A 24,825-nucleotide genomic window follows, 5' to 3' on the forward strand; every position below is an offset into this window, starting at 1 on the left:
CAAGCTGGTGCATATGGGTGGCCGGGTGTACGACCCGCTGCTGGGGCGGTTTATGAGTGTGGATCCCTATATCCAGAGCGAAACAAGTACACAGAGCCAGAATGCCTACGCTTATGTAATGAATAATCCTCTGTCTGCGGTTGACCCCTCTGGGTATGTCTGCATTGCCCGGCCTGGTGACGAAAGTTCGGTGGGGTGTACTCCGGACGCCACGGCGGCAGAAGTACTGGTTGCCAAAGGAATAGCCGATGGGACTATCAAAACGAATGGTAAAGAGCAGGCCGGAGATGTTCTTGTTATTAAAGAGGAAAAGAAAGGTAAAGAAAACAAGTCATCCGCTAATAAAAGGGTTGTGAATGTTAGCAACTATAGCCAAGAGCAGAGGGAGGCACCCAGGAGGCAGGCCGAAAGAGCTATTGCTGGTCAAGTTCTGGGTTGTATGGTGCAGGGGTGTGGCGGAGGTCAGGAGATGAATAGTCCTGAGCTATCTACTAGTGGTGCAAAGTTAGCTCTGGACTTGTTGTTACAGACTGGCACCACACCTGAACAGTTACTTAAAAATCCGGAAAGTGTGAACTGGGAAAGATTCTTCAGCAGTTATGAAGAATATAAGCTCGCCGTGTCGGAATATGTTTCGTTTGTAAAACGGATGGAAAAACGGGCTGATGCTTTGAGTAACGGATCTTATATGGGGACAAGTTCACTTAGAAAGCCTACGTCAAGAGGACAATATTATCCTATTACAGGAACTGAGGCAGAACGGTTCCAAGCCGAACAAAAAGCTGTAAAAACAATTTCCGGAAACCCATTGTCAGCCACGATTGCTATTGGCAATGTGGCGAGAGGTGTTCCCAAAGAGCAAGCATATGCTGCAGGGCAGGCTGGTGCTGCCTTGTGGGGAGTGGCAGGTAGTTTCGCGGGTACAGCTAGATATAATCCGACAGACGGCACCTCTAGAGGATTTTTGCTCAGGGATACTCGAGCTTCTGGCAACAATGGGGAAGCTCGATACGATCGGTATATTGGAGCGGGAGGCAGCATTGCCAATAGAAGCACTGCTGAGGTTATGGTTAGGGATTACTGATTGATTTGAGCCTCAATTTGGTCCATTTGATCAACGATAAAATGACTGCAAGGGATAACATCCCGAGGCTGTAAATAACGCGGTGCCCTGGATGTGCTGGTTAACAACGCCGGTATTACCGGCTTCGACGGCGGAGAGGCTTCCCACGATCCGGAGCATGCCTCTCTCGCCGACTGGAGGGCGGTGCACCGCACCAATCTGGATGGTGTCTTCCTCGGGTGCAAATACGGATTGCAGACTATACGGCTTCTAATTAAGGGTTGTCCTTTCCCGCTTGCTGAGTCTCTTTTCGCCTGTCAACAGCGGGTTTCATGGGGAAACAATACCCGTTCGGGCAAAGAAGTAACCAGGTTCAAGGAAAATGCGGTGAAAGAAAGTGACGAAACTGTAATGGATGAGGCAGGCGGGTTCTCCGGTGAGCAGCCTACGGAGACTATTACATACTCCAGGCTGACCGGTGCGGAAGTGAAAAGTATAGCGAATCAATTGAACCGGAAAATAAATGTGCCATTTATCGATGAAACAGTCGAAGAGGTCGTACTAGTCAGGGTTGTTGAAAAAATGGATCAATACCTCCTCTATGAAAATATTCCCCACGATCTTTACGGCCTGATCAGGAGCTGTGACCGGGGCATCGGCGATGCCGAGGCGAGGGAGCTGATAAAAAACCTGTCAAAATCGGCATATATGCACATTGATATCCCCTATATTCCAGAATCAGTGGAGTATCTGGTTATCAGAATGGTTATCGGGATATTTATCAACTCCGCCAGAAAACAATGGGATATTGACAGGGCCAATGAGGCTGCTTTGAGTTTAAATGTTCCGCACAGGGAAAATTCGACTGATCAGGAGCTGGAAGCCATTGTCGCATAAGTTCCGATAAACGGGCGTGCCCTGACCTGGTGGGTGCCAGTTCTATAATGGCGTTCCAATGGGTCGGGACTTCGCCTTCCCCCGCACAAGAGTAGGAAGCTGCCCATTCCCCGAGAGCGAGCCCCGGGGCGCTGGCGGGGTCCCCTAGGTAAAGGTGCGTTTGCGGGCGAACTGTGTCCCGCTGTAGCTGCGCCGCCCGGCCGAGTGTCTTTTTCCGCCTGTTCGCGACCCGAACCGCGTGCCTCAGTCACGATAATTTCTGAAACAATGCATCCTAATGAAAACAATAAATAGGGTATGGCATTGCATATGTTTCGTGGTCATAGTGATCCGGATTCTGTGCTCTTCCCGAATGTGGAGCCGGGGCGGACGGATAAGAATCTCTACTCGGCGGCCTCGCTCGAAAGTGTCGGTGCGAGGCTGTTGCGGGCGGCATATTCCGGATTCAATTTTTAAAGGGCGCGGCTCGTGAAAGCTCAATTCTCCAGGCCGCTGCGGGCCGCCGTTCTCGCCCTGCCGGAAGCCACCGCCTCCACCATGTTCGGAATGCGCGATATCTTTGCCTCCGCCGGGCGCGACTGGCCCCTGATTACCCGCGGCGAGGTGGGGGAGCAGTGGGTGGAGCCTCTATTGGTATCCGCCGAGCCCGGCGGCCTTCTGGTCAGCAACGGCCAGGTATATATCCGGCCGGACACGACGTTCGCGGAGTGCCCGCAGCCGGACCTGGTGTGTATCCCCGACCTCTACCTGCCCCCGGGTACAACGCTGCGCGATCGCTACCCGGAGGAGTGCGCCTGGCTGCGGGAATGTTTCGAGAGCGGCGCCATTATCGCCTCCGCCTGCAGCGGCACACTGTTGCTCGCGGAGACCGGCCTGCTGGATAACTGCAACGCCACCATTCACTGGGCCTATGCGGAAACCTTCCAGGCTGCCTATCCGCAGATCCGCGTGCACCGGGAGCAGGTGCTGGTGGTCTCCGGCCCGGAGCAGCGCATCGTCACCTGCGGCGGCGGCATCTCCTGGCAGGATATGGTGCTCTACCTGGTGGCGCGCTTCTTTGGCCAGGAGGAGGCGCGCAACCTGTCGCGGCTCTACCTGCTCAACTGGCACGACCACGGCCAGCTGCCGTTTGCCACTGCCTCGCGGCCGCGGCAAATGGAGGACCGCGCCATTGCCGATGTGCAGGTCTGGCTCTCCTCCCACTATTCGGAACCCGCTGTTATCCAGGCCATGATCGAGAAAAGTGGCCTGAAGGAGCGCTCTTTCAAGCGTCGCTTCCGCAAGGCCACCGGCATGTCGCCGATCGAGTATGTGCACACCCTGCGGGTGGAGGAGGCCAAGCATATGCTCGAATCCAGCGATCAGCGCATAGAAATGATCGCCCTGGAGCTGGGCTACGAGGACGCCAGCTTCTTCCGCCGCCTGTTCCGCCGCCGCGTGGGCATGACGCCGTCGGAATACCGCAAGCGCTTTATGGGAATTCGCCGCAGCCTGCAGCGCGCGGAGGAGCCTGTTTCGTGACGAAAGGACTGTAGGAGCCTGCTTGCAGGCGAAAAGAGCGGTGGGCAAGCCCCTGTGGTATTGGCCTGCCAGCAGGCTCCTACAGAGGGATGAATGAAAGAGCCAAAAAAAGAAAAAGGAGAACCCTGTGAAAGCAATACGCAGTCCGCTGGTCCGCGGTCTGGTCTACCCGCTGGCCTTTATTTTGTCCGCCTGCGGAGGCGGCGGTGGTGGCGACAACGGGGATCCAGGGCAGGGCGATCCCGGCGATCCACCACCGGCGGAACAATATTCCCTCACTGTCTCCGTGGAAGGCAGTGGTTCGATAGTCTCCGACCCCTCGGGGATCAACTGCGGTGCAGTATGCAGCGCTGACTTCGCGGCGAACGCCGTTGTCACACTGGCGGCGACGCCCGCGGCCGGCTTCCGCTTCTCCCATTGGAGCCTGGATAGCTGCGGCAGCCAATCGACCTGTGAAGTCACGCTGTCGTCCCAGACCAAACTCTCCGCAGTCTTTGCCGCCCTCCCCCAGGGGCGGCCTTTTTTATTCAAGGCCGATGAGGCGCGCCTGAAGGCGTCCATCGAAAACGGCGACCCGGAGGCCGTAGGCTCCGGCTCCAATAATGGCGGCCAGCCCCTGGGCTTTATCACCCTGATGGAGGGCGCCCTGGAGGACCGGGACTACTACTCGGATATCCCCACTTTCCAGATCGCCTTCGCCGGCTGGCTCACCGAGAACGAACAAATGCTGCGGCTGGCCCACGACGAGGCAATGGCGCTGGTCAACAGCGATCCGGACGGCGACCAGGGCCACGGCAGCCACTTCCAGCATGTCGAAAGCCGCATGCTGACGGTGGCCGCCACCGCGGACCTGGCCCACGAGCAGTTCAGTAGTGAAGAGCTGGATCTGGTGGCCGGCTGGGTCAACGGCACCCTGGACAACTGGAACACCGCCAACCAGGAGTTCTGGCCCTTCGACGAGCCCAAGAACAACTACTGGCAGAACGGCTTCCTGGCCCACGTGATCGGGGCGATTGCCACCCAAGGCTTCAATTCCCGTGCCGGTGAGTGGAAGCAGGCCGCGGCGCGCATGGCGAACCGGTGGATAGAGGGCACCAGCGCGCCCGAATGGCAGGGGCCTGTGCAGTCCGAAGGCCACTATTATTCGGCCTATGCCGGCCATGCCCTCTGGGCCCTGCAGCTGTACGACGCGGCCGAGGGCACCGACTACCTGCAGCAGTCCGGCTTCGATGCCGAGGAATACCTGGACCTGCTGATGTACCAGACCCGCCCGCACCTGAAGCACTTCTTCGAGGTGGGCTCCGAGGCCAATGCCAGCGACGCCCGCCACACCGGCCTGGCCTTCCGCTACTGGCACCAGCTGATCCACGCCGCTGGCGAAGACAGCGAACATGCCCAACACGCCAAAAGCGTCCTGCAGGTGGCGGACAATGAAGACGCCACCTTTATCGGCCGCAACGTGCGCGGCTTCGCCAACTTCTACTGGAATATCGGCGATACCACCGCCGCGCCCCTGGACACCAAGGGCGACCGGCTCTTTGTTGCGCCGACACCCGGCGCCGGCCTGATCGGCCTGCGCTCGGCCCTCGGCTTCCAGGTGGACGCCTGCGCGGCACTGATGTTCGCCAACAACTTCAGTACCGCCCCCCAATACTCCCACGGCAATCCGGATGCCCCCGGCTTCCAGTGGGCCTGCGGCGACGACTGGATAGTGACCGACCCTGAGTACTTCAACAGCAGCGGCATCCTCGCCGAGGCTGGCAGCAGCGTGCTCAGCGATGTCTCCAATATCGTCACCCTGGACGGGCAGAAATACAACAACGACGGCGGCTTCCCGGTTATTCGTTATGCCGAGGACAACCGCGATGCCGCGATGCCGCACTTCTATGTGCAGATAGATGCGCAGCCCTACTGGACAGAGGCGGAACATTATGTGCGCGACTACGTATGGCTGGGCGAGGATCTACAGGTATTGGTGATCTTCGACCGGGTCGATTCCGCGGCCGACAAAAAGTGGCGGCTGCACCTGCCGGTGGAACCCGAAACCGAAGGCTCAGAAGTAAATTACACCGTGGATGGCAGGGATGTCCGGGTGCGCGACCTGAGCGGCGGCAGCTGGCAAATGGAAAACCTCGCCGACTCGATCACGAGCGGGGATGTATGGCGTATCTACCAGGATGTGGCAGTCGGTGACTACCGTTCGATAAAAATCCTGGATATCGACAACGCAGTCCAGGATGCGGAGCTGGATGTTGACGGTGACGAGTATCTGGTAACCATAAATATCGATGGCGAGGAAGCGGAGATCCACTTCCACGCCGACGGTTCCAGAATGGAGTTGCAATCAACAACCGGTTCCCTGTAGGAGCAACCGTTGGCCGCGATCCGCATTGCCGAATAGCCCCGGTTCTGATCGCGGCCACCGGCCGCTCCTACAAACTGGGTGTGCCGGTGCGCCGTCCCCGGGACCGCCGAGCTCCAGCTCGGCAAGGCGGGCCCATGGCCCGCCTTACTTTCAATCGAGGAGAAACCACAAAGAGGCAGCGGAATGAATCGCCAACATCGAAAAATAAATCTTACAAGCAGAGCACATGCTTTTCTGGTGGTCTGTCTGGGATTAGTCGTCTTCCCGGCGCTGGCGATCACCACCCCGGAACCCATCAGCCCACCGGTGCTCAGTGCACCCCAGAGCACCTCCGGCAGTTACGCGGTAAGCTGGAGCGGCGGTTTCGAAGAGATTCAACTCTACGAAAGCGCAAACGGCACCACTGGCTGGGTATTGAAATACAGCGGGGACGCGGCTGTCGCATCCAAGTCATTCGACTACGATTACGGCGGTATCCGCTACTACCGGGCGCGGGGCTGTGCCAGCATCAACGACAACCTGCCTTCCTGTTCGGAATTCAGCGCGCCAATCAGCGTGAACCTGGCCGGTGGGCTGGCAAAGCCCGCTACAGCCATAGTCCTGGGGGATGGCTATGCCTCAGGAGAGGCCGGGCGCTGGTTGGGCAACTCCTACAGCGATCCGCTCGATGAAGATGAGGATCTACACGAAGACTGGGGCACTGATGCACCCGGAGCGGGATATACCGAAGATAGCTATGCCAACGGCTGCAACAGGTCTTTCAGCGCCCCGATACATAGATTCAGCGAACCCTACTTCCCCATCCCGCCGCTGATGATTGATGGGCCACTGCAGAAAACCATCAATCTTGCCTGCTCCCGCGCCGGCAACAGGAATCTGTGGCCGGTTGCACACGGCGGCGAGGGTCTGAAAGGGGAGGGGCCGCAGATCACCCAGATTGCCGACCTGGCCCTCAGCCACGATATCAAGGTTATCGCCCTGAATGTCGGCGCAGTGGACATTGGGATCAACTGGGCGCTGATGGACTGTATGAAGGCTTGGGCTTTAAAAAATCAGGGGCCCTTAGGGTGGGACGAATGGGCTGGCCACGAGGGGGAGGAGTGCCACACCCACGTCAGAAACCGGTTAAATACAAGTCTGTGGGACACCTACGGTGAAACCGCAAAGACCATCAACCTGATTCGGCAGGAGATGCTGCGGCAGGATAAGACGGACCCGGAGGACTACCGCATCGTCCTGATGGGCTATCCATCGATCATTGCAGGCTTTTATGACAACCGCTACGAAAACAATAATCTGCACAGGCTTTACTACGGCCGCTGTACCTTCAATGGGCCGGACTCGGAGTTTGTCAATGAAACCATGATGACCAAAGTGAACGGCATGTTTGAGGCCGTCGCGCACGATGAGTCGGTGGATTTCATCTACACTCGGGATCTGCTGGAAGGTCACAAGCTCTGCCAGAATGGCTCCGAGCGGGCCTCCTTCAGCACGGCACCCACTGCCGAAAACATGGAGTGGGTCAGGTACATAGACGAACTCTTCGGTGACGAGGGTACTTATGAGTACTTCGAGGATCACTGGGTTGGGCCGGCGGAACCGGTCAAGATCCGCCAGGGGCGTATCCAGGAATCCCTCTACCCGAACCAGTACGGTCAGATGGCCCTGGGCAGCTGCCTGAAAAACTGGTGGCTGCAGCGCAGCGAGTTTCCCGCACCCTATCGCTGTACCAATCCGAACCCTGACACCACAGAGCAAGTAAAAGTCGCCAGGCTGCCATTCCCCGTCTCCAAAAGCGTTAGTTCGGACAACGCCATTCCCGACGGCAGCTCAACCGAATACGGTGAATTGCGCCTTCCGATTATCGCGCCGGAGCTCGTCGATGGCTTGGAGGAGCCGGGTGGCATGGCCCGGGTAAGGCTGAAAATCGATCACCCGCGCAGGGGGGATCTCGCTGTTTACATAAGTGACCCACATGGAGGATGGTGGACGATCAAGGGTGATAACCCATCTGATCACAATCCATTCCCACCCCAGTGGACCATGTATTTACCAAACACCAAGTATGTTCCGGGGGAGTGGACACTGATTATCTGGGACAAACAGAGCGGTAATGCGGGGAGCTTCAGGGACTTCGATATCTTCTGGTACTAAGCATACCGCCGGGCGGCCGCAGCTGGCTACAGCCCGGGCTACAGTGGCGGCGATCCCGGCATCTATATTGCCAGCAGAAACGGAGAGGGAACCCGGAGCTACAATTGCGACATTGATGCGGGGGCACCGTCCTGGGATATCGCCCATGTGGAGCCGTCCCTGGAATGGGACGCCGACTGGGAAAGCAGCACAGTGGATTACGACTACGCCCGGCACAATATGATTGTCAATAACCGGTTTTGCAACAGGGACCCGGTGGAGGAAGTCGAGGTAAGAAATGCCTCGTTCAACTCGTCCAATTTTATTGATAGCAACCAGATGATTAACTGTGAGGATTCTGTTCCGATTGTAAGATGACAACTAGCAGATGGTGTGGGTGCGCCTGCTGATGACTCGCGGCTTGAGTGCGGATTTTTTGGCATCGGAACTTGTGGTCGGTGCGCCTACCCTGTGTCCGAAATGGCCTATTTGTGGTTGCAGTCGCGCCCCGTAAACTGGCCGCGATCTGCTAACCTCAATGCCCGTACATCAGGAGCTATCTTGTGACTGGAGTCTGGTATTCTCCTGTTCGATCAACAAATTAAGGAAGGAAAGGAAAGAGTATTTGCGTCTTTACTGTTCGCCGCTGTCCGCGCAAACAGCCATGCGGTAGACAACGATCTGGGCGGGAGCCTGGAGTCGGCGATCGGCTGTGAGCCCAAGTGGCCGTGGAGCAGGGACCAGCATCTGCGATACGACGGCGGCACCGTGAAGGCGGTCGAGTATGCCGAGGTGCTTTGCCCGGCGCCGGTGAAGAACAGCATTCGCGACGCCGACAACCTGTTGACGTTCAATCTGTATGTCAGGGCCGATAACAATGGCGCCCAGTATGGGCGCGTGGAATGCCGGGGGCGCTCGTACCGCTGGGACGGTTCCGGGGAGTATAGAACGCCTTACAACGTCACCAATTCAAGCTTTCGCGGAAATACCACGGTTGCATTTCACGCGGACTATATCAAGCGGGGAGGCCAGGTCGTGCTCGAGTGCAGGATGCCGAAGGGCACCGAGCTTGCCAATTTCCATATAGTGCCGCTCTATGCTATCGGTGCTTCTGAGGTCACGACGGATGCGATGACCTTTAACGGGCTGCAGCTGTCTTCAGGCCAGTTCAGCGTTGATGTTGCCGGCCAGTAGAGCTTCCTTTCGATCGCGCCCTGTTCTAGGCGGACTTGATGCCGATTCAGTCCTGCGCTCGTTTGCGCCCGCCGGGATCATTCGATGCTCCAGTGGGCGCGTGCGATTCAATGGCCCGGTATGCCGGCCGGATATCCGTATATCATTTACATCCTCTATTTTCGCTAGCGGTGACTGGAAAATCCTGTTTGTGACAGCAATCGCTTTTTGCTGCTTGCAATACTGCTGCTAATCTCCCTCCTGCCATTTGGTTAAAAATGGATTTCACTAAATTCGATAATCCATAATTATGGAGAAAATAAATGAAAAAGTTTTTTGCTGCTTCCGCGTTGATTGCACTCTGTCTTCCTGCTTTTTCTCATGCCAGTTCATGGATAGGCGGAACGACGGTTGAGAATGTGAGGTGGTTTCAAACCCACGGATTTATAACTGTTAGTGATGACTCCAATCCTGAGTGTCCTGGCGCAGCGCCTACTAAGCACAAAATTATCTACTCTGACAATCCTGGGCATGAACAGATTATGACCATGGCTTTGGCGGCAATGTTGTCCGGAAAGCAAGTTGAGATTAGTGTTTCTGGTTGCCAAACAAATGCCGGAAGTGAGTATTCGGTAGTCCACGGTCTTGTTGTGAAATAGAATTGCAAGCGTAAACTGGCGGGCGTGCTTTTCGCGCCCGCCAGTTTATCCAAAACAAAAAATAAGGAGACAGCGAAGTTGAGTCTTATTGTCCCCATCTTGTTGTCTATTGGTGTTATTCAGAATCCCATCTGTTCTGACTCCGAAATGCAGGATATTCTGGCCCAGCCAACAGTGGTCGATCCTGCCGATCCCTCTAGCTGGGAAAACACCTCGGTCAACGTCAACTGCAGCGCCCAGCTGCAACCGGGCGATGTGGTCACCAAGACACTACACTTCGCCGGCCCCGCGGCCAACCACCTGGTATTCGACTGCAACGGCGCGACCCTGGCGCCGCTGGGCAGCTTGAAGGAGGAGGAACCGGCACTGCTGGTGACTTCCACCCGAACCCGCGCCGGGGACAGCTATATCTACCAGCGCCCGCGGAATGTAACCATAAAAAACTGCAAGGTCGAGGGCACTGCCCGGGTCCGCGGCCAGCTGTACCGCATCGGCAATGAGGAGGCCACCGCCTACAAGAACCAGCGCGGGCCCGACTATGTGCAGGAGCTGCGCGCCGTCTCTCCCACCGATATCACCCTGGACAACCTGGATATCCGCAACAGCGCCGGGGTCAGCCTGTATATCGAGCAGGGCGTAACCCATACCACCCTGAAGAACTCCCGCGTCAGGCACGACGACGCCCGCGGTCCCTCCGTCTATATCGATGCCGAGTCCGCCTTCAACGTGATCGACAACAACGAATTCCACCACGACAGCAGCAACTTCCGCGAGGTCATCGCGGTCGACGGCTCCGAGCACAACCTGATTGCCCGCAACTGGTTCTCCGGCGTCACCTGGGGCGGCGTCTTCCTGTACCGCAACTGCGGCGAGCGCGGCGAAGTCCGCTATACCGGCGTGCGCAACAACGAGATACAGAACAATATCTTCTACTACCGGGGTGCCATTCTGACCCGGCCGGCGGTCTATATCGGCTCCCGGGACGGCACCAGCCTCAGTAACTACTGCGATGATGACGCCGGCGTTTCCCAGCCCTGGGATATCGGCGACGTGGACCCTGCGCTGGGCTGGGATGCCGACTGGCAGGCCAGCAATACCGACGACCGGGACTTTGCCCGCTTCAACAGAATATCCGGAAACAGCATCTGCAACTATGTCCCCGATGGCTTCTTTCAGGTGCGCAACAGCGGCTTCAATTTCGGCAACGTTATTCAAGATAATGACGGCATAGCTTGTGACAGCCCGGATCCCATTCCAAGATAAACAGAGTGGACATCAGCTGGATTATGCACTGGCGCATACTCGGTAACCGTCAGCCCAGCTCAACCTAAAAGGATAAGTTATGAGTGGATTGGTTTCCATTTTAGTCTCAATCGGGATTTTAAATCAGGCCGCGGAACCGGCCTCCTATTCGGGGTTGGAAAGTTCCGTTTTAAGTGCCTATACGGAAGAGGTCAACGGTGGGGAAGTGCCGTTTGTTGGCGATTCCGGAGCAGCAACGTCCGACTTGCAGCGCGCCTACTGGTCCTATACCACGGAAACGGGTTTTCCGCTTCCGCCATTTACCAGGCATAGAGTGACTTTCCCGACGGCCAATGTGAATAAGTACTGGGCCGCCCACGCAGATTTCACCGGCGATGGCCTCAGGGATTTCGTATACCGCAGCCCCAGCGACGGGAAGCTAAAGCTGGCCCGCAATCTAACCAGCAACAGTGATCCGCACTATGCCGGGGCGGTGGACCTGTTTGGTTCCGGAAATTTCTCTGTGGGCGAGGTGGGTGACGGCAAGCTGCCGCTCAAGCTCAGTTTTACCGTGAATCTTTTCAATACCCTCGGCACGGCCACCTCTTCGGTGGACTATGTGCGCCTGCAGGATTTCAACCGCGATGGCCGCATGGATATCGTCGATGCGCGCAACCCGGGGCAGTGGTTTGCCTATCTCAATACGCCGTCCGGAGAGACGGGTATCTACTGGGAAAAAAGCCAGATACCGGTGCAGCCACTGGTGGACGAGTGGCGGGCCCGCGTTTCGGTGGGCGACAATGGCACCGGCTTTGCCAACGGCTGGATATCCGGTGCTCGCTTCCCGCTCTCCTGGACCCTCTCCGGTATCGAGAAGGCCGAGGCCAGGGGTTACGAATTCACCGGCCTGAGTTTAAGCTGCAGCTTCCTGAGCCCTCTCTTTCCCCAGGAGTACCCGGTCCAACCCTGTGCCTGGGATAGGAAGCCCTCGGCGGATGTGACCTGGACGGTGGACGGTTCCTCCCGTTCCTATTCGATTATCGATACGCGGGCTATCGGCGGCGACGGCAGCCCGGACCTGGAGAGCGTCGACTGGCCCCAGGGCTTCCGCTTTGTGCGCGGCTGGGAGCCGGAGTACCTGCAGGCGGACGTAGAGGATCCGGAGTGTCGCGACCTGCAGCCCTTCGGCCAGGACTGCGAGCCGGGTATCTTCGTCGCGCCGGAAAAGACACCCTGGGACTATTATGGCAACTTCCACCCGGGCCCGTCGGAGGTGGTGCTGCCCAAACCCGAGTCCGTGAACGGCGATCCCCTTACCCAGATTGAGGTGGAGCTGCGGAATGATTACAACCGCTTTATCGGTTGTTTCGAGAACGGGCAGTTGTTCTGCAGTACTCTGGAGATACAGGCCTACCGGGAATGCTACTCCTGGTACGGCGGCCGCCGCGGCGACCTCAAGCCCGGCGACGGCTATGATTGCCTGGTGGAGGACCTGTCGACGCGCTGGCGGGGCTACACCAGGGGGGTTCGCGCCATCGGCCAGTGACCGCGCCAGAGTTACAGCAATAAGGGAGCCCGTACGGGCTCCCAACTTACAGGTTAGTTAAATAACCATCGTGTACTCCTTCTTGGCTCCGGCAAAGCTGTCAAACAGCGCCCTGTGCCTGTCCAGGCCATAGCCGTCGTTCCGGTACTCGTACTGGCCGACCCAGGCAATGATGCGGTCAAACGGGGTCTCCTCGCTGCTGGCCTCGTCCTTACGCTTGTGTTTCCGCGGCTTGTCTATACAGCGGCTGATACACTCTTCACGACCGGGGTTCATAAATCGCAACTCTTCACAGAAACCCATCGCGGCCTGTACCAGGTCGCACTGGCAGCCCTCGATCACCCAGTCCTCGTTCCACTCGACAAACTCGTAAAGAGCGCTGAGGCTGTCCGCCAGGGTTTTGCCGTTGGCTTCGTTGTCCCAGTAGAGTTCGTCCAGGGACAACCAGGCAATATCCTTCAGGCCGATCAGGCGCTGCGCCATTGCGCTTTTTCCGGATCCCGTACATCCGATAATCAGTACTTTCATTGCAAACACCTCCGCGGAATTTCCGCTGTTGGTGCTTGTAATTTAGTAATCGGTGTTTATCGCCATTATGTCGCTTCTGCCGGTAAGTATGCAGACCGACCGTTTTCCCGCGCTGCAGTTTTTACACTGTTTTTTTCGCTGTTTTTTGTGCCGGTAAGCGGCCGGACTGGCCGGGTCTTTCGGGTGGTAACCGCTCTCCGTCCCTAAAAAAAGCGGCTTCCTCTGCCGGAAGCCGCTCCGTCATCTGCTATTTATGCCGCTTAGACAGCGACGCTGTACTCCTTTTTCGGGCCGTCGAAGTTGTCGAACAGCGCGCGGTACTTGCTACTGTCGGCACACGTCTCTGTTCCGGAGCTGATAAAGCGCAGCTCATCGCAGTAGGGCAGGGCCACCTCGGCCAGATCACCGTTGGCACTTTCAACCACCCAGTCCTCGTGACCGTCGAGAACGTTGCGCAGCATGGCCAGGCCTTCGTCCAGGCTGTGGCCGGTTTGCTCGCAGCTGCCGGACAGTTCGTCCAGGGGCAGCAGGGCAATATTCTCGCGGCCGATCAGGCGTTCGGCCATGGCCTTCTTACCCGATCCGATGTTTCCGATAATTACCACTTTCATAACTGGCACCTCCGCATTTCCCCGCCAGGTGCCTATAAATTAACCCTTTTTAAACGGCCGCGTTGCGCGGCATGGGCCGCTTGGGGGGCAGACTGGCCGTTCGCCCAGAATAATCCGTAACTAATTGATTTTATTGGGTAATTCTCCGTCCTTTTGTGCCGCTATGGGGCCGGACCGGCGGTTTCCAGGAATAGAGTGCAGTGGCGCGCGTGGAATTTCGGTCCGGCCCCACATACGAACGTAAAGACATCTATAGACTGGCACCAAACTTCTCTTCCACCGCCCGCTTCAAGAGTCTCGGAGGGAGCAAGCCCTGTGCCAGGACAAAGTCGTGGAAAGCATGTTCGTCGAAGTCCTCGCCCATCGCCAGTTCGGTTGCCATACGGATTTCCTGCAAACGGGAGAGGCCGTAGAAATAGGCCGTGGATTGCCCCGGGGAGCGGAAGGTATAGCGGTCCACTTCCTGGGTCGCCATGGCCTCGGATAGCACCAGTTCGTCCTTCAGGAAGCGCTTGGCTTGGTCGGGCGTAATCATACCCAGGTTGAGCATGGGGTCGAGGAAGGCTCGCGCTGCGCGCAGCGCGCGAGAAAGCAAACCAAACAGCTGTCCCTTTTTCGGGAAATGTGGATACATGATGGTTTCAGCATACAGGGCCCAGCCTTCGACGTTGGTGGAGTTGAAAGCGTAGAGCATGCGTGCCTGCGATACGCCGTTTTCCAGCATCGCCGCAAATTGCATTTCGTGGCCGGGTCGCGCCTCGTGCGCAGTTAGCGCCCAGGAAATTCCTTCGTTGAGAAAGTCGTCCATCCTTTCGCCTGGGTTGGAACCCGGGTTGTTCTGCGGCAGTACAAAGGTGCCCTGTTCTCCTGTGTTGCCGATCAGGCGCGGCGGTTGCATATGGGGGACGGGGGTTTCTGCGGACTTCGCTTCGGAAGCGAGGCGAATCAGGGCCTTGCGATCCGGTAAGGAGACCAGTCTATGTTTGTCCAGGATGTCCTCAATCTGCTTCAGACGCTCGCGGTAGACCGGCACAAAGTTTTTACCGGTAAACTGTATTTCCTTCAGTTCCCGGATTACTTCCCGGTAATCACTGGACTTCAACTTGCGCGCTACGGCAATGTCGGCCGCAACCGCCTGCATCTCTGTGCGCAGGGTCATAAAGCTTGCGGTAGCCTGCTGGATAAGCAGCTCCGGTGGGATATCTACGCCATACCGGTTCAGGCGTGCGGCGTAAATTTCCGGAGGGAGACGGAAGTCTGTTCGCGCTTTTGGCAGTAGCGTCCTCTCCGTCCAGGAAACATAGTCGTTTACTTGCTTCTCGAATGCTTCGAAGGCGGGCTCCCAGCCGGTCAGTCCGCTGTTCTGGAACTCTTCCTTGATGCCGGCGACAAAAATAGGAGCCCTGTCCAGGTTCTTCCTGAGCTGAGCAAGATATGGCCCCAACAAGTTGGGGTTCTCCATCTGATCCTGCGTTCGTTCCCTGGCGAGTTCTGTAAGCGGCTTTCCGCCGTGAAGGCCGCTGTATTTCTTCAGGCGCTCTATGGCAGCACTCCCTCCCGCCTCGCTGATCTGGTCATCCAGCAGAGTCCGGATGCCGTCATATGCCGGGCTGGGGACGTTAATATAGGTGAGCAGGAGTTGACTATTAAGGGCTTGAATATTCAGTGTCCGATCAATGTAGCTGATCAGGATATTGAGGCCCTGTCGTATCCGCAGATCGCTTTCGCGCTTCAGCGCCGATCGGTACTGTGCGCGAACCGACTGTAGGGCGCTCGCATAGCGCTCGTTGACCTTGGGGTGCATGTCAACAATATCTGTATCATATTCGGGCAGCCCCAGTTTTGTGACATCCTCGGGAGCGAATTACGCCTCCGCATCCAGCAGGATCCTCGTATATTCGTTGCTGCGGTCAATCCAGCCCGCACTACCGGCAGCGGCGGCTGGCCCGCTAAGGAGAAGCCCGCCCAAAAGGAAGCAGTATGGTATAAAAAATATACGCATGGCGTTAATCATCATAGGAAACCGCAATAGTTGGCAAAGAGTATGGCCGCGCCCGATGGGCGTTCCCGCACGGGGTTGGGGGACGGCGTGCAGGAACGGCCCAGGGCGCGATTGAATTCCGGTAAGCGCAGCAGCGCACCGGATTTTTACAGGCAGTGGACTGCGATGGATTGGAGATGACGCAGGTCGGTTCCGCAGCAGCCGCCGAGTACCCTGAGCCAGGGCATGGCCTGCAGCAGTTGCCGGTATTGGCCGCCGAGTGCTTTCGGGTCACCCTCGTCGAGGGTCGTGCACCCGTCCAGTTCCGTGTGGCTTTTCGCCGAGGCGTTGGCGCGAATGCCGCCGATCCGCTCGCGCCACGCGCCACCCCGCTCCAGTGCATTGGCAAAGTGAGTCGGGTGGGCGCAGTTGATCATGAAATAGGATGTGAAGGCGTCCGTGGCCTCATCGGTGCGGGCAATCGCCTCTGCCAGTGTCGAACCGTCCGGGAGGCGGCCGTCGGTTTCCACGGTGAAGGATATCGCAATGGGTACACCCGCATCCCTGGCCGCCAGGGTTGCGCCTATGGCCTCTTCCACATAGTTGAGGGTCAGCGCCGAGGCCATATCCGCATCGGTTTGTGCAAAGATCTCCAGTTGTGGGGAATGGTACTCCCTGGCCTGTTCGATATCCATCTGCGTGCCGGGTCTGTAGCCATCGCCGCGGGGGCCGATATTGCCGCTGACGACGATGGGCGTAGCCGCAGTTTCATACTCCTCGCGCAGCTCCAGCATCAGCCCGATCGCCCGCCGGTTGATATCCGCCAAGGTTTTGCCGCCGCAGTCGATCTTTTCGACCCAGTCCGGGCTGGCGCGCCAGGTCGGTGTTTCCAGGACGAATCCGCAGTGGTGCTGTCGCGCGATATCCAGATAGCCGCGGTAGTAGTCGCGCAGTGTTGAGATTCCCTCCTCACTGAGAAGCAGGTAAAAGGCGGCGAAATGGGGCAGTTCTATGCCCTGGTGAAAGACGAGGGTTGTTTCCATTCCGCCATCGGTCAGGAAAATGCTGCCGTTAAGTTGGGGCAGGTGATTTCGGTATTTGCTCATAGGGACAACCTGGAAAGTGGAGCCTGCATTTGTAGACACAGGGCAAGGATAGAGTAGAAGTAAATGCCATCGGGTTGTAAGGGCGTTTGGGTTACCAAGCGGTTGAATAGGCCAGCTCTACCCTGGTTGCCGGGTTAGGTCGCGAAACAGCAGCATATCTTTCATACGGGAGGAGGCGCCGTCGTAGAAGCCGGTTGCCGGTGCAAAGTCCTTCGGGTTGTGGAAGGTGCCGAAGACGATGTCGAACAGTGGCAGATCGCTGTAGTTCCGCGCGTGAATGCCACGCCCGTGGTGGTGGGAGTGGCTCTCCGGCCGCTGGATAATATAGCCCAGCCATTGAGGGGTGCGGATATTGGTGTGCTGGAAGATCCCCAGGAAGGTAATAATGTAGAGGCTCATGGTGGCCGCCTCGGCGGAGACGCCGACCAGCAAGGTGAGACTCAGGCTGCCCAGCAGGGTCCAGCCGAGCATATCCAGGGGGCCGAACCAGTAGGCGCTGTAGGTATCCAGGCGCTCGGCGCTGTGGTGCATCTGGTGCACGCCCCTCCAGAGCATGTTGGAGGCGTGCATGCTCCGATGCCAGGTGTAGGTGAGTGCCTCGTAGGCGAGCAGGCCCAGCAGGCTACCGCTCCAGAGGTTGAGCGCGCTCAGGTCCAGCAGCTGGAACCTGACCAGGTGTTCGCTCCACAGCAGCGGCAGATAGGAAGACGTAAAGAAGAACACCATAAAGGTGGACAGGCCTTTCAGTCTCCACCCTTTCACATCGGGCAGAGGCCTGGCCGGTGCCAGCGCTTCCCACAGGACCAATCCGCCGTAAATGGCGAATACCGTGAGGGAGACCGGGTCGAGAAGCAGTTCGAGAGGATTGGGCATCTTTGCGCTCCGGGTTGAATGGCTCGTATAACATAGGTGGTTGCAATCCATCCATTTAGTGGTATTTGCGCGAAAACAGGGACAAAACGGCCACTTGCGTAGCGGTTACCTGTGCGCGATACGGTTGGTGTAGGGATTTAGGTATGCAGGCCACACTTTCCTAAGTCTTCCGGCTCTGTGAGTCAAACATTTATCCTTGTGGCGGGAAACTGTCACTTCGTTCTACATGCGAGACAGGGGAAGGGAGTTAAACATCATTACAATGGTGCTGCTTGGGAATACGCTTTGGAAATTCGATATGACATCAAAACCTGTCCCCGTTGCCATCCTGGTTGTGCCGGAAACGTCCGGCTCGGCAGTCTATGGGATGTATGATTTATTCCTGTCCACCAACAGGGACTGGGAATACCTGACGACCGGGAAGCGCGGTGCCGAGGTGATCAGGCCGATCCTGGTGTCCCGCGATGGAAAGCCGATGCAGGTGATGAACGGTGTGGAGATAACGCCCCAGGCGTCGCTCGCGGACTGTCCACCGGTGGAAATCGTCTGTGTTCCCGAGGTGACAATACCTCCAGGGGAATCCCTGCAGGAGCGCTTTTCCGACGAACTGGAATGGCTGCGGCGGAAACACCGGGAGGGCGCCATACTGGCCGCTGCCTGCTCCGGTGCCATGCTGTTCGCCGAGTCAGGCCTGCTGGATGGCTGCGAGGCCACCACCCACTGGGCCTGGTGCGACGATATGCGCCAGCGCTTCCCCAAGATCTCGGTGCAGGAGCAGCGCGCCCTGGTGGTCAGCGGGGAGGGGCAGCGCCTGATCATGGCCGGCGGCGGCACTTCCTGGTTGGATCTGGCCCTCTACCTGATTGCGCGGACAGTCGGTGTGGAGGCCGCCATGCAGGTGGCGCGGGTGTGGGTGATCGACTGGCACCATGTCGGCCAGCAGCCCTTTGCCTGCCTCGCCCACAGCCGGCAGGCGGAGGACTCGGTGATCGCCCGCTGCCAGGTCTGGATCGCGGAACACTATACGGAGGCCAATCCGGTCACGGCGATGATCAATATGTCCGGTCTGGCCGAGCGCACCTTCAAGCGCCGCTTCAAACAGGCCACCGGTATGCCGCCGCTGGAGTATGTGCACACCCTGCGCCTGGAGGAGGCCAAGCAGCTGCTGGAAAGCGGGGACCAGCCCATCGAGGAGATCGCCTATGAGGTGGGTTATGCGGATACGGGGTTCTTTAACCGGCTGTTCAAGAGGAAGGTGAACCTGACGCCGGCGCAGTACCGGAAGCGGTTTGGGGCGGTGCGCAGGTCTCTGGTTTCGCAGTTGGAGGCGGTGGTGGGTTAGTAATGGTTCTATATGGCTATAAAGAGGGAGGCGGGGGCTAGCCCCACCTCTCTACAATAAGTGTCAGTACCAATAGACATGTAATTCCCGAAAGACACCAGTATCGCCCGGGTTGTGATCATTTATTTCCAGGGTCCAGACGCCGGCCTTGTACTCCGCAAAGTCAAGGTAGCTGGTCCAAACTGAAGGGAAGGGGGTATTATCCAGCAAGTTTTCACTTTTGATGTGATGAGCACGGCCGTCAGGATCTCGCAGTAGTATTTCGAGATCGCCCTTGTCTGGGTGATCGATTTTCAATTCGATACGAGCCATGCGTCCTGGCTCATTTGGACCCATAAACAAAATTCTTGAGCGGGTTAGCTGACCGGGAACCACTTCATTTACTGGTGAGTCATGGACAGCATCGGGTATAACCCCTTCATCTACTATGCTGATGTAGGTGGGGGCAGGAAGTTGAGAAACTTTAACCTCTGTACTACCTCGCCCAGGACCAAGGTTTGTGCATTTGTAAGGCTTCGGTGTTGATCCCCTTTGCGCCCACCATTTATTAATGCAGGTGCCCAGTGCCTGCTGACCGAACTGGTTGGGGTGCATGGATTCATTTAATCTTCCTTGGCGCCCTTCAGTCGTAGCTCCTGCCTCGCCACTTATAGCATCTATTGCAGTTAGAACCCCAGATCTGGTGTTTAGTCCGTGGTCGATGTATCTGACCCACTCCATGTTTTCCGAGGTGGCAGGAGTAGTCGATGAGGCGCGGTTAGATCCGACTTCACAAAGTCTGTGACCATCAAACAGTGTTTCTGGATGAATAAAATCTACATCCAATTCATCGGAGAGCGTTTCGTACAATCCATTGAGTTTTGGCATTAACTCCTCTTCAATATACGCGGAGTCTGGTCCGGTGAATGGACAGCGCCCAGGTGTCCGCCTGTCACCGTCATCTTCCGAGTAGCGATTGTCATAGAAGCCGGCGATTATTCCAGGATAGCCCATTAGCACAATACGATAGTCATCGGGATCTGTTTTTCCTAGCTGAAGCATTTCCTGGCGGATCAGGCTGATAGTCTTGGAAGTTTTTCCGTAAACATCGAAAAGGCCGGTGGATAGGCTTAAGTTAGTCTTTGTGATGCAGGAAGCTTCATTAAAACCGGGCAGTATATCAATCCAGTGCTTGACAAACCAAGCAGCCATGCAGTTTCCAATAGTACCGGAAAATCCAAGGTCATTGCCGCCTATTCCAAGAACTATGAGTTTTATGTCATGTGTCTGTGCCAGGGCGCCGAGTCGGTTTATCTGGGAGCTTTGGTCCTCTTGATCCACGCCACCATGTTCCGCAGGCCAGAGATGCTTGTTTCTGGCACCACTACAGGCCAGATTTACTGTCCTCGGGAAAGGGCCTCTGATTTGGAATGGGGGTAGCGGGAAATAGGGTCGGTTTAATTGATGAATCGGTGCGCTGTATGCGCGATGGCATCCGTTATGGATGCTGCCTTCCTCGTAGACAGATTCCCAATCTGGACTTGCCGGATATATAGAGTCGTCAGAATACCAGAAAGCGTCATCGGTGCCGTCAAATAGACCATGCAGGGGTTCCGCGCCGGGTTCACTGGGAAAGGAAAGTTTGGCGTCGGAGTTTCCGCGCCAGCGCCCGGCCTGGCCCGAGGAAAAGCTGTCTCCCAACACTACGGCGGTAGCTGGTTTGGCTTCCGCGGAAGCAGGCGAGATAAAGGCGGATAGAAAAATGGCGGATAGCGTACTTCTAATAATTGGAACTTTCTTCTTCATAGATATCTCTTGATTATTAGATCGTGGATTGTCAGATGCGAGCGAAAATCGCCAAATGTTAAGTTACTAGATCTTTAATCAACAGGGCGGGACGACTGCGCCATATCGGGGGCAGCGCGGACAGCCCGTTACTCCAGAGGACAGCCTCCTCTTACCGGCAACGGTCTTCCCCTGCGTCAGCACTTCGGCACTGGATGCACTACGTGATATGGGGCGCTGATTGCACAGTGCTGGTGTTCGGGGGAAAGGTATCAAGGCACATCCGTTAGTCGGCTTCTATAACTGCGGTTAAGCCATTAGTGACAGAATAAGGGTGGGCCGGTCGGGGCCCGGCTCATGGATGGCGTAGGATAACGGTGGCTCTGGTGGGTGGAGCCACACTCCGGTTGTCTAGCGGCCGTGATTCTCCATCCAGGCGTGCACGCATGGCAGTACCAAATCCTGCGCGCGTTTACCCGCGGCTATGTCGAAGTGGGAGGAGTCGTGCACGAAACCTTGTGTCTTTCCGAAAACTTCAAAAGTGATGTCCTTGCTGCCCAGGTGATCGACTAGCTTTTTTGTTCGCGCGGGCGAGGCATGAAACCGGTCGACGGCACCGATGTCAGCATATACCGGGAGCTCGACCGCCTGCAGGACTTGCCAGTAATCGCGACGGCCGTCCAGGTTGCAGAAGCTGCCCCGCGCCGACCACTGGGCGAACTGGCGCATCAGCGCCGGCGGTTCGTCCGCTGGGCCGAGGCGTTTGGCGGGCATACGCCCGCAGAGCCGCGCGATCAGGCTGGAGAGGGGGATCTGGATACGCTTGGAGAGGCCGCTATCTGAGTAGTCGTTGACAGCGGCCGCCAGCACCGCGATGCCTGAAAGCCGCGCGGGGTGCAGGCCCAGGGCTGCCAGCGGTGTAACCGCCGAAGCTGTGGCAGAGCATGAAAAGTGGTCCCGAGTGCTGTTCAGCGGCGAACTGCAGCAAGGCGGTACGTCCTCCTCTGTGTAGGTGTCAAAGCTCCAGTCCCAGCGTCGGGGTTCTGGCTGCAGCCATGGCCGCGCAGGTTACCGAGAAATACGCGATACCCCTGATCGGCCAGGTGGCGGCCGGCTTCTCTTCCCTTACTGTTGTAGAAGAAGCGGCGGTCGGTGAAGACTCCGTGCAGGCACAGCACCGCGGCGCCATTGGCAGCAGCGGGTACTGGCGTCAGCTCCTGCATCAGGAGCTGGTGCCCGCCACTGGTTGGTATAAAATTGTCGATCGGTTTTGTATTTGTGTTCATTGTATTTTGTGTACGCCTTGGTCTATATTCGTTGACCGACACGTAAGATCGTGTCACCAAAGTCTAGCCAGCCGGACTTGTTGTCGTGCGCTCGGTCGGAAGTGACACCTTTTCCCTTTCTCATAAAACCAGCGTATCGTCGGCGTGCGGATGGCAATCTCTTCGTTATCTCAACTGGTTTAGCGTTCGAGCTATTTCTGAACTGGCGTTGGGGCGGCCGCAGTCTGTTCTCTTTGATCAGGAAGCATTGGCGAACTAGCTGGCTATTCTCCTGATTCCAACCGCGTAGCGAAGCTCGTCCATGAAAGGAACAGTATGTTCGCGAGCCTTGTCTGCACCTTCCTCCAGCGCCTTTTCTATCTGTTCGGGATTTAAAATAAGCTCCCTGTACCGCTCTCTGTACAGGCTCAAATGGTCATTAACGAGTTCGAACAGTCTTTCTTTTGCGTCACCCCAGCCAAGCCCCGCTTGCAGGGCAGCCTCCATTTCCTGACTCTCACTCTCCGTGGCGAAGGATCTCCATATTTTGAATATCGTGGAAGTTTGGGGATCCTTTGGTTCCCCAGGTCTCTTGGAGTCCGTTTTAATTCGCTTGATATGGGCCCGCAGCTGGCTTTCTTCCAGGAAAATAGGGATGGTATTGCGGTAGCTTTTGCTCATTTTCCGTCCATCCAGACCCGGTAGCAGATCTGCCTGCTCATCTACTTGTGCCTCCGGTAGAACGAAGTGCTCGCCGTAGATGTTATTGAATCTTTGGGCTATGTCCCTGGCAATCTCCAGGTGCTGTACCTGATCGCTGCCAACCGGCATTTTGTGGGCGTTGAATATCAATATGTCTGCTGACATCAGTACCGGATATGAGTAAAGCCCCATCGTTATACCGAAATCCGCATCCTCCCCCCTGCCCAGATTGGTCGCGACGGCTGACTTATAAGCGTGGGCGCGATTCATGAGCCCCTTGCTCACTACGCAGGTAAGCAGCCAGGCAAGTTGGGGAATCTCCGGAATATCCGACTGGCGATAGAAAGTAACATGGTTCGTATCCAGCCCCAGGGCCAACCAGGCTGCTGCTATCTCCAGGGTAGATTGATAGACCTGCCCGGGATCCTGGCACTTTACGAGCCCGTGGTAATCGGCCAGAAAGTAAAATGACTGGTTATTCTCAAGCTTACTTGCTTCTATCGCGGGACGTATGGCCCCCGCATAGTTGCCGAGATGGGGTTGGCCGGTGGTTGTAATACCGGTAAGTATTCGCTGTTTGCTCATCACTGTCCTTTTCAGGTACTACGTTTAGATCAGGATGTAAACATGGGAATGATGCTCGCTACCAATAGCAGGCTCATTGTCAGGTTAAAGATGCGAAGCTGGCTCCTGCGTTTCAGCAGACCCTGCATCCAGGAGCCGAAAAGCAACCAGAGTAGGGCACAGGCTCCGCCGATAATCCCGAACAGCAAAGCGATTCCTATAGCGTCGTTCCATATGCTCGCGTTTGCACGGGAAAACGTGGCTATTGCACCGATCGCTACGGTCCACCCCTTCACATTTACCCACTGAAAAGAGGCGGCCTGGAGAAAGCTCAAGGGCTTCCTGCTTCCCGGGGCGTTGACAGGCTGGGTACACGCAATGGTCCATGCGAGATACAAGAGGTACCCGACACCTATCCAGCGGATAACTTCGTATAGAGCGGGGGATTGTGATAGCACCGCTCCCAGGCCCGCTCCGACGGCTATTGTCATCAAGGGAAACCCAAGGCTTATTCCCGCAAGGTGGGGGATAGAGCGGGTTACCCCGTGGTTCAGGCCTGAAGACATGATCATCAGGTTGTTTGGACCCGGTGTGACGCTTGAGACAAACACAAAAACGGCGATAGGAATCAGCCCCTCTATCATCACTCAGCCTGCATATTTGCGAAGGTAATAACTGTTCAATATTTATACTATCTTTGGAGTGGCGTTTGTGGTGTCATTTCGGCCATTAAAAGGCGAAATAGGATAGACTTGACCACTTCCGTGATTGTCTGAATCCATGCAAGACCGGCTATTTCCGCGTTATGCCAGTTAAATAAATAGGCGATTGTTTTGGGGCAATGCTTAACAGTGGCAGCGTATGCTAATTTAAGTTATCAGGTAATGTCGCCGGTGCGCTAAACAGCGGGATTTTTTACTAAGTTGGCCAAAAGGAGGTACGTAGAATGCTTGTTCTCTCTGTAAGAGCGGAAGCTGTAAAATGCAGCAATAGAGAAAAGTAATATAAAATACATGGATCTACCTCTTTAAAGTTTCTAAATCCACCTGATTTCCGCGCATTCCAGTAGAAAATACGCTAATGATTGGGGGTTTCTATTACCCCTTACTCTAAGGTTCAGATTTGTATTAACTATGGTGCTGAAGATCGATCAGGAACTTAAGGACCTTTTATGTCGGGGTGCGGTTATTTGTGACAGATATAGTTCTCCGACTCTAAGTTGGCATTCTTCTGCATTTTTCCAGTTAAGGTTAAGTTCGGGCGACTTGATGATCGCTATCGGTCCCTGCGTCTTCGTGATGGCGGGGGAGGGGCAGCTCTAGTCGCTCTGCAAGCCATTTTGCAGTGTACTCCCACGCGGGACGGGCCAGCTCCCGGGTTATTACTAATAGAGCGGAAATAATCAATACAGCATGGTATCATGGCGCGCATGAAATACGACGCCAGAAAACTTAGCACAGAAGAGCAACACCTCATACGAAAAATCGCCG

Annotated in this window: 19 protein-coding genes and 1 pseudogene; 10 read left to right on the forward strand and 10 right to left on the reverse strand. The window is 56.5% G+C overall.

Annotated features, from left to right (window positions below; all coding sequences use genetic code 11):
* From AC6R19_RS21815 to AC6R19_RS21855, 9 genes are all read left to right on the forward strand, one after another.
* A partial coding sequence (locus AC6R19_RS21815) for an RHS repeat-associated core domain-containing protein (protein WP_500581997.1) occupies window positions 1–1,084 on the forward strand: 1,084 nt, incomplete at its 5' end.
* A 93-nt stretch (window positions 1,085–1,177) separates the two neighbouring features.
* Complete coding sequence (locus tag AC6R19_RS21820) at window positions 1,178–1,960, forward strand: hypothetical protein (RefSeq protein ID WP_500581998.1); 783 nt, start codon at window positions 1,178–1,180, stop codon at window positions 1,958–1,960.
* Between the two features lie 468 nt (window positions 1,961–2,428).
* Window positions 2,429–3,481, forward strand: coding sequence for a GlxA family transcriptional regulator (locus AC6R19_RS21825; protein ID WP_500581999.1), 1,053 nt, complete (start codon window positions 2,429–2,431; stop codon window positions 3,479–3,481).
* 127 nt (window positions 3,482–3,608) lie between these two features.
* Window positions 3,609–5,846, forward strand: coding sequence for an InlB B-repeat-containing protein (locus AC6R19_RS21830; protein ID WP_500582000.1), 2,238 nt, complete (start codon window positions 3,609–3,611; stop codon window positions 5,844–5,846).
* A 237-nt stretch (window positions 5,847–6,083) separates the two neighbouring features.
* Entirely contained in the window at window positions 6,084–8,000 is a 1,917-nt protein-coding gene (locus AC6R19_RS21835; RefSeq protein ID WP_500582001.1) for a proprotein convertase P-domain-containing protein, read from the forward strand.
* A gap of 747 nt (window positions 8,001–8,747) precedes the next feature.
* Entirely contained in the window at window positions 8,748–9,173 is a 426-nt protein-coding gene (locus tag AC6R19_RS21840) for a hypothetical protein (RefSeq protein WP_500582002.1), read from the forward strand.
* 302 nt (window positions 9,174–9,475) lie between these two features.
* Complete coding sequence (locus AC6R19_RS21845) at window positions 9,476–9,811, forward strand: hypothetical protein (protein WP_500582003.1); 336 nt, start codon at window positions 9,476–9,478, stop codon at window positions 9,809–9,811.
* A gap of 147 nt (window positions 9,812–9,958) precedes the next feature.
* Window positions 9,959–11,074 (forward strand): right-handed parallel beta-helix repeat-containing protein, encoded by a 1,116-nt coding sequence (locus AC6R19_RS21850; protein ID WP_500582004.1) that lies wholly within the window; start codon window positions 9,959–9,961, stop codon window positions 11,072–11,074.
* 334 nt (window positions 11,075–11,408) lie between these two features.
* Window positions 11,409–12,599 carry an FG-GAP repeat domain-containing protein gene (locus AC6R19_RS21855; RefSeq protein WP_500582005.1) on the forward strand — a complete coding sequence of 397 codons (1,191 nt, stop codon included), beginning with the start codon at window positions 11,409–11,411 and terminating at the stop codon, window positions 12,597–12,599.
* A gap of 57 nt (window positions 12,600–12,656) precedes the next feature.
* Here AC6R19_RS21855 and AC6R19_RS21860 read toward each other — a convergent pair whose 3' ends face one another.
* The 5 genes and pseudogenes from AC6R19_RS21860 to AC6R19_RS21880 form a co-directional block, all read right to left on the reverse strand.
* Window positions 12,657–13,082, reverse strand: a complete 426-nt coding sequence (locus AC6R19_RS21860) for a hypothetical protein (RefSeq protein WP_500582006.1) — start codon at window positions 13,080–13,082, stop codon at window positions 12,657–12,659.
* 305 nt (window positions 13,083–13,387) lie between these two features.
* Window positions 13,388–13,738 (reverse strand): P-loop NTPase family protein, encoded by a 351-nt coding sequence (locus AC6R19_RS21865; protein ID WP_500582007.1) that lies wholly within the window; start codon window positions 13,736–13,738, stop codon window positions 13,388–13,390.
* A gap of 250 nt (window positions 13,739–13,988) precedes the next feature.
* Window positions 13,989–15,584 (reverse strand): annotated as a pseudogene (locus tag AC6R19_RS21870) (DUF885 domain-containing protein); the annotation flags it as partial.
* A 302-nt stretch (window positions 15,585–15,886) separates the two neighbouring features.
* Window positions 15,887–16,825, reverse strand: coding sequence for a homocysteine S-methyltransferase family protein (locus AC6R19_RS21875; RefSeq protein WP_500582008.1), 939 nt, complete (start codon window positions 16,823–16,825; stop codon window positions 15,887–15,889).
* A gap of 117 nt (window positions 16,826–16,942) precedes the next feature.
* Window positions 16,943–17,698 (reverse strand): sterol desaturase family protein, encoded by a 756-nt coding sequence (locus AC6R19_RS21880; protein WP_500582009.1) that lies wholly within the window; start codon window positions 17,696–17,698, stop codon window positions 16,943–16,945.
* 367 nt (window positions 17,699–18,065) lie between these two features.
* Between AC6R19_RS21880 and AC6R19_RS21885 the strand changes: the two genes are divergently transcribed.
* Window positions 18,066–19,040 (forward strand): GlxA family transcriptional regulator, encoded by a 975-nt coding sequence (locus AC6R19_RS21885; RefSeq protein ID WP_500582010.1) that lies wholly within the window; start codon window positions 18,066–18,068, stop codon window positions 19,038–19,040.
* 63 nt (window positions 19,041–19,103) lie between these two features.
* On the opposite strand, the gene AC6R19_RS21890 is transcribed toward AC6R19_RS21885, so the two are convergent.
* The 5 genes from AC6R19_RS21890 to AC6R19_RS21910 form a co-directional block, all read right to left on the reverse strand.
* Window positions 19,104–20,825, reverse strand: a complete 1,722-nt coding sequence (locus tag AC6R19_RS21890; RefSeq protein ID WP_500582011.1) for a proprotein convertase P-domain-containing protein — start codon at window positions 20,823–20,825, stop codon at window positions 19,104–19,106.
* Window positions 20,826–21,215: 390 nt separating this feature from the next.
* Window positions 21,216–21,674, reverse strand: a complete 459-nt coding sequence (locus AC6R19_RS21895) for a hypothetical protein (RefSeq protein WP_500582012.1) — start codon at window positions 21,672–21,674, stop codon at window positions 21,216–21,218.
* 98 nt (window positions 21,675–21,772) lie between these two features.
* Window positions 21,773–22,090, reverse strand: coding sequence for an alpha/beta fold hydrolase (locus tag AC6R19_RS21900; protein ID WP_500582013.1), 318 nt, complete (start codon window positions 22,088–22,090; stop codon window positions 21,773–21,775).
* A gap of 255 nt (window positions 22,091–22,345) precedes the next feature.
* Window positions 22,346–23,356 (reverse strand): tryptophan--tRNA ligase, encoded by a 1,011-nt coding sequence (gene trpS / locus AC6R19_RS21905; protein WP_500582014.1) that lies wholly within the window; start codon window positions 23,354–23,356, stop codon window positions 22,346–22,348.
* Between the two features lie 29 nt (window positions 23,357–23,385).
* Window positions 23,386–23,979, reverse strand: a complete 594-nt coding sequence (locus tag AC6R19_RS21910) for a LysE family translocator (RefSeq protein ID WP_500582015.1) — start codon at window positions 23,977–23,979, stop codon at window positions 23,386–23,388.
* Between the last annotated feature and the right edge of the window lie 846 nt (window positions 23,980–24,825).

It is taken from the genome of Microbulbifer sp. SE14 (assembly GCF_059834885.1).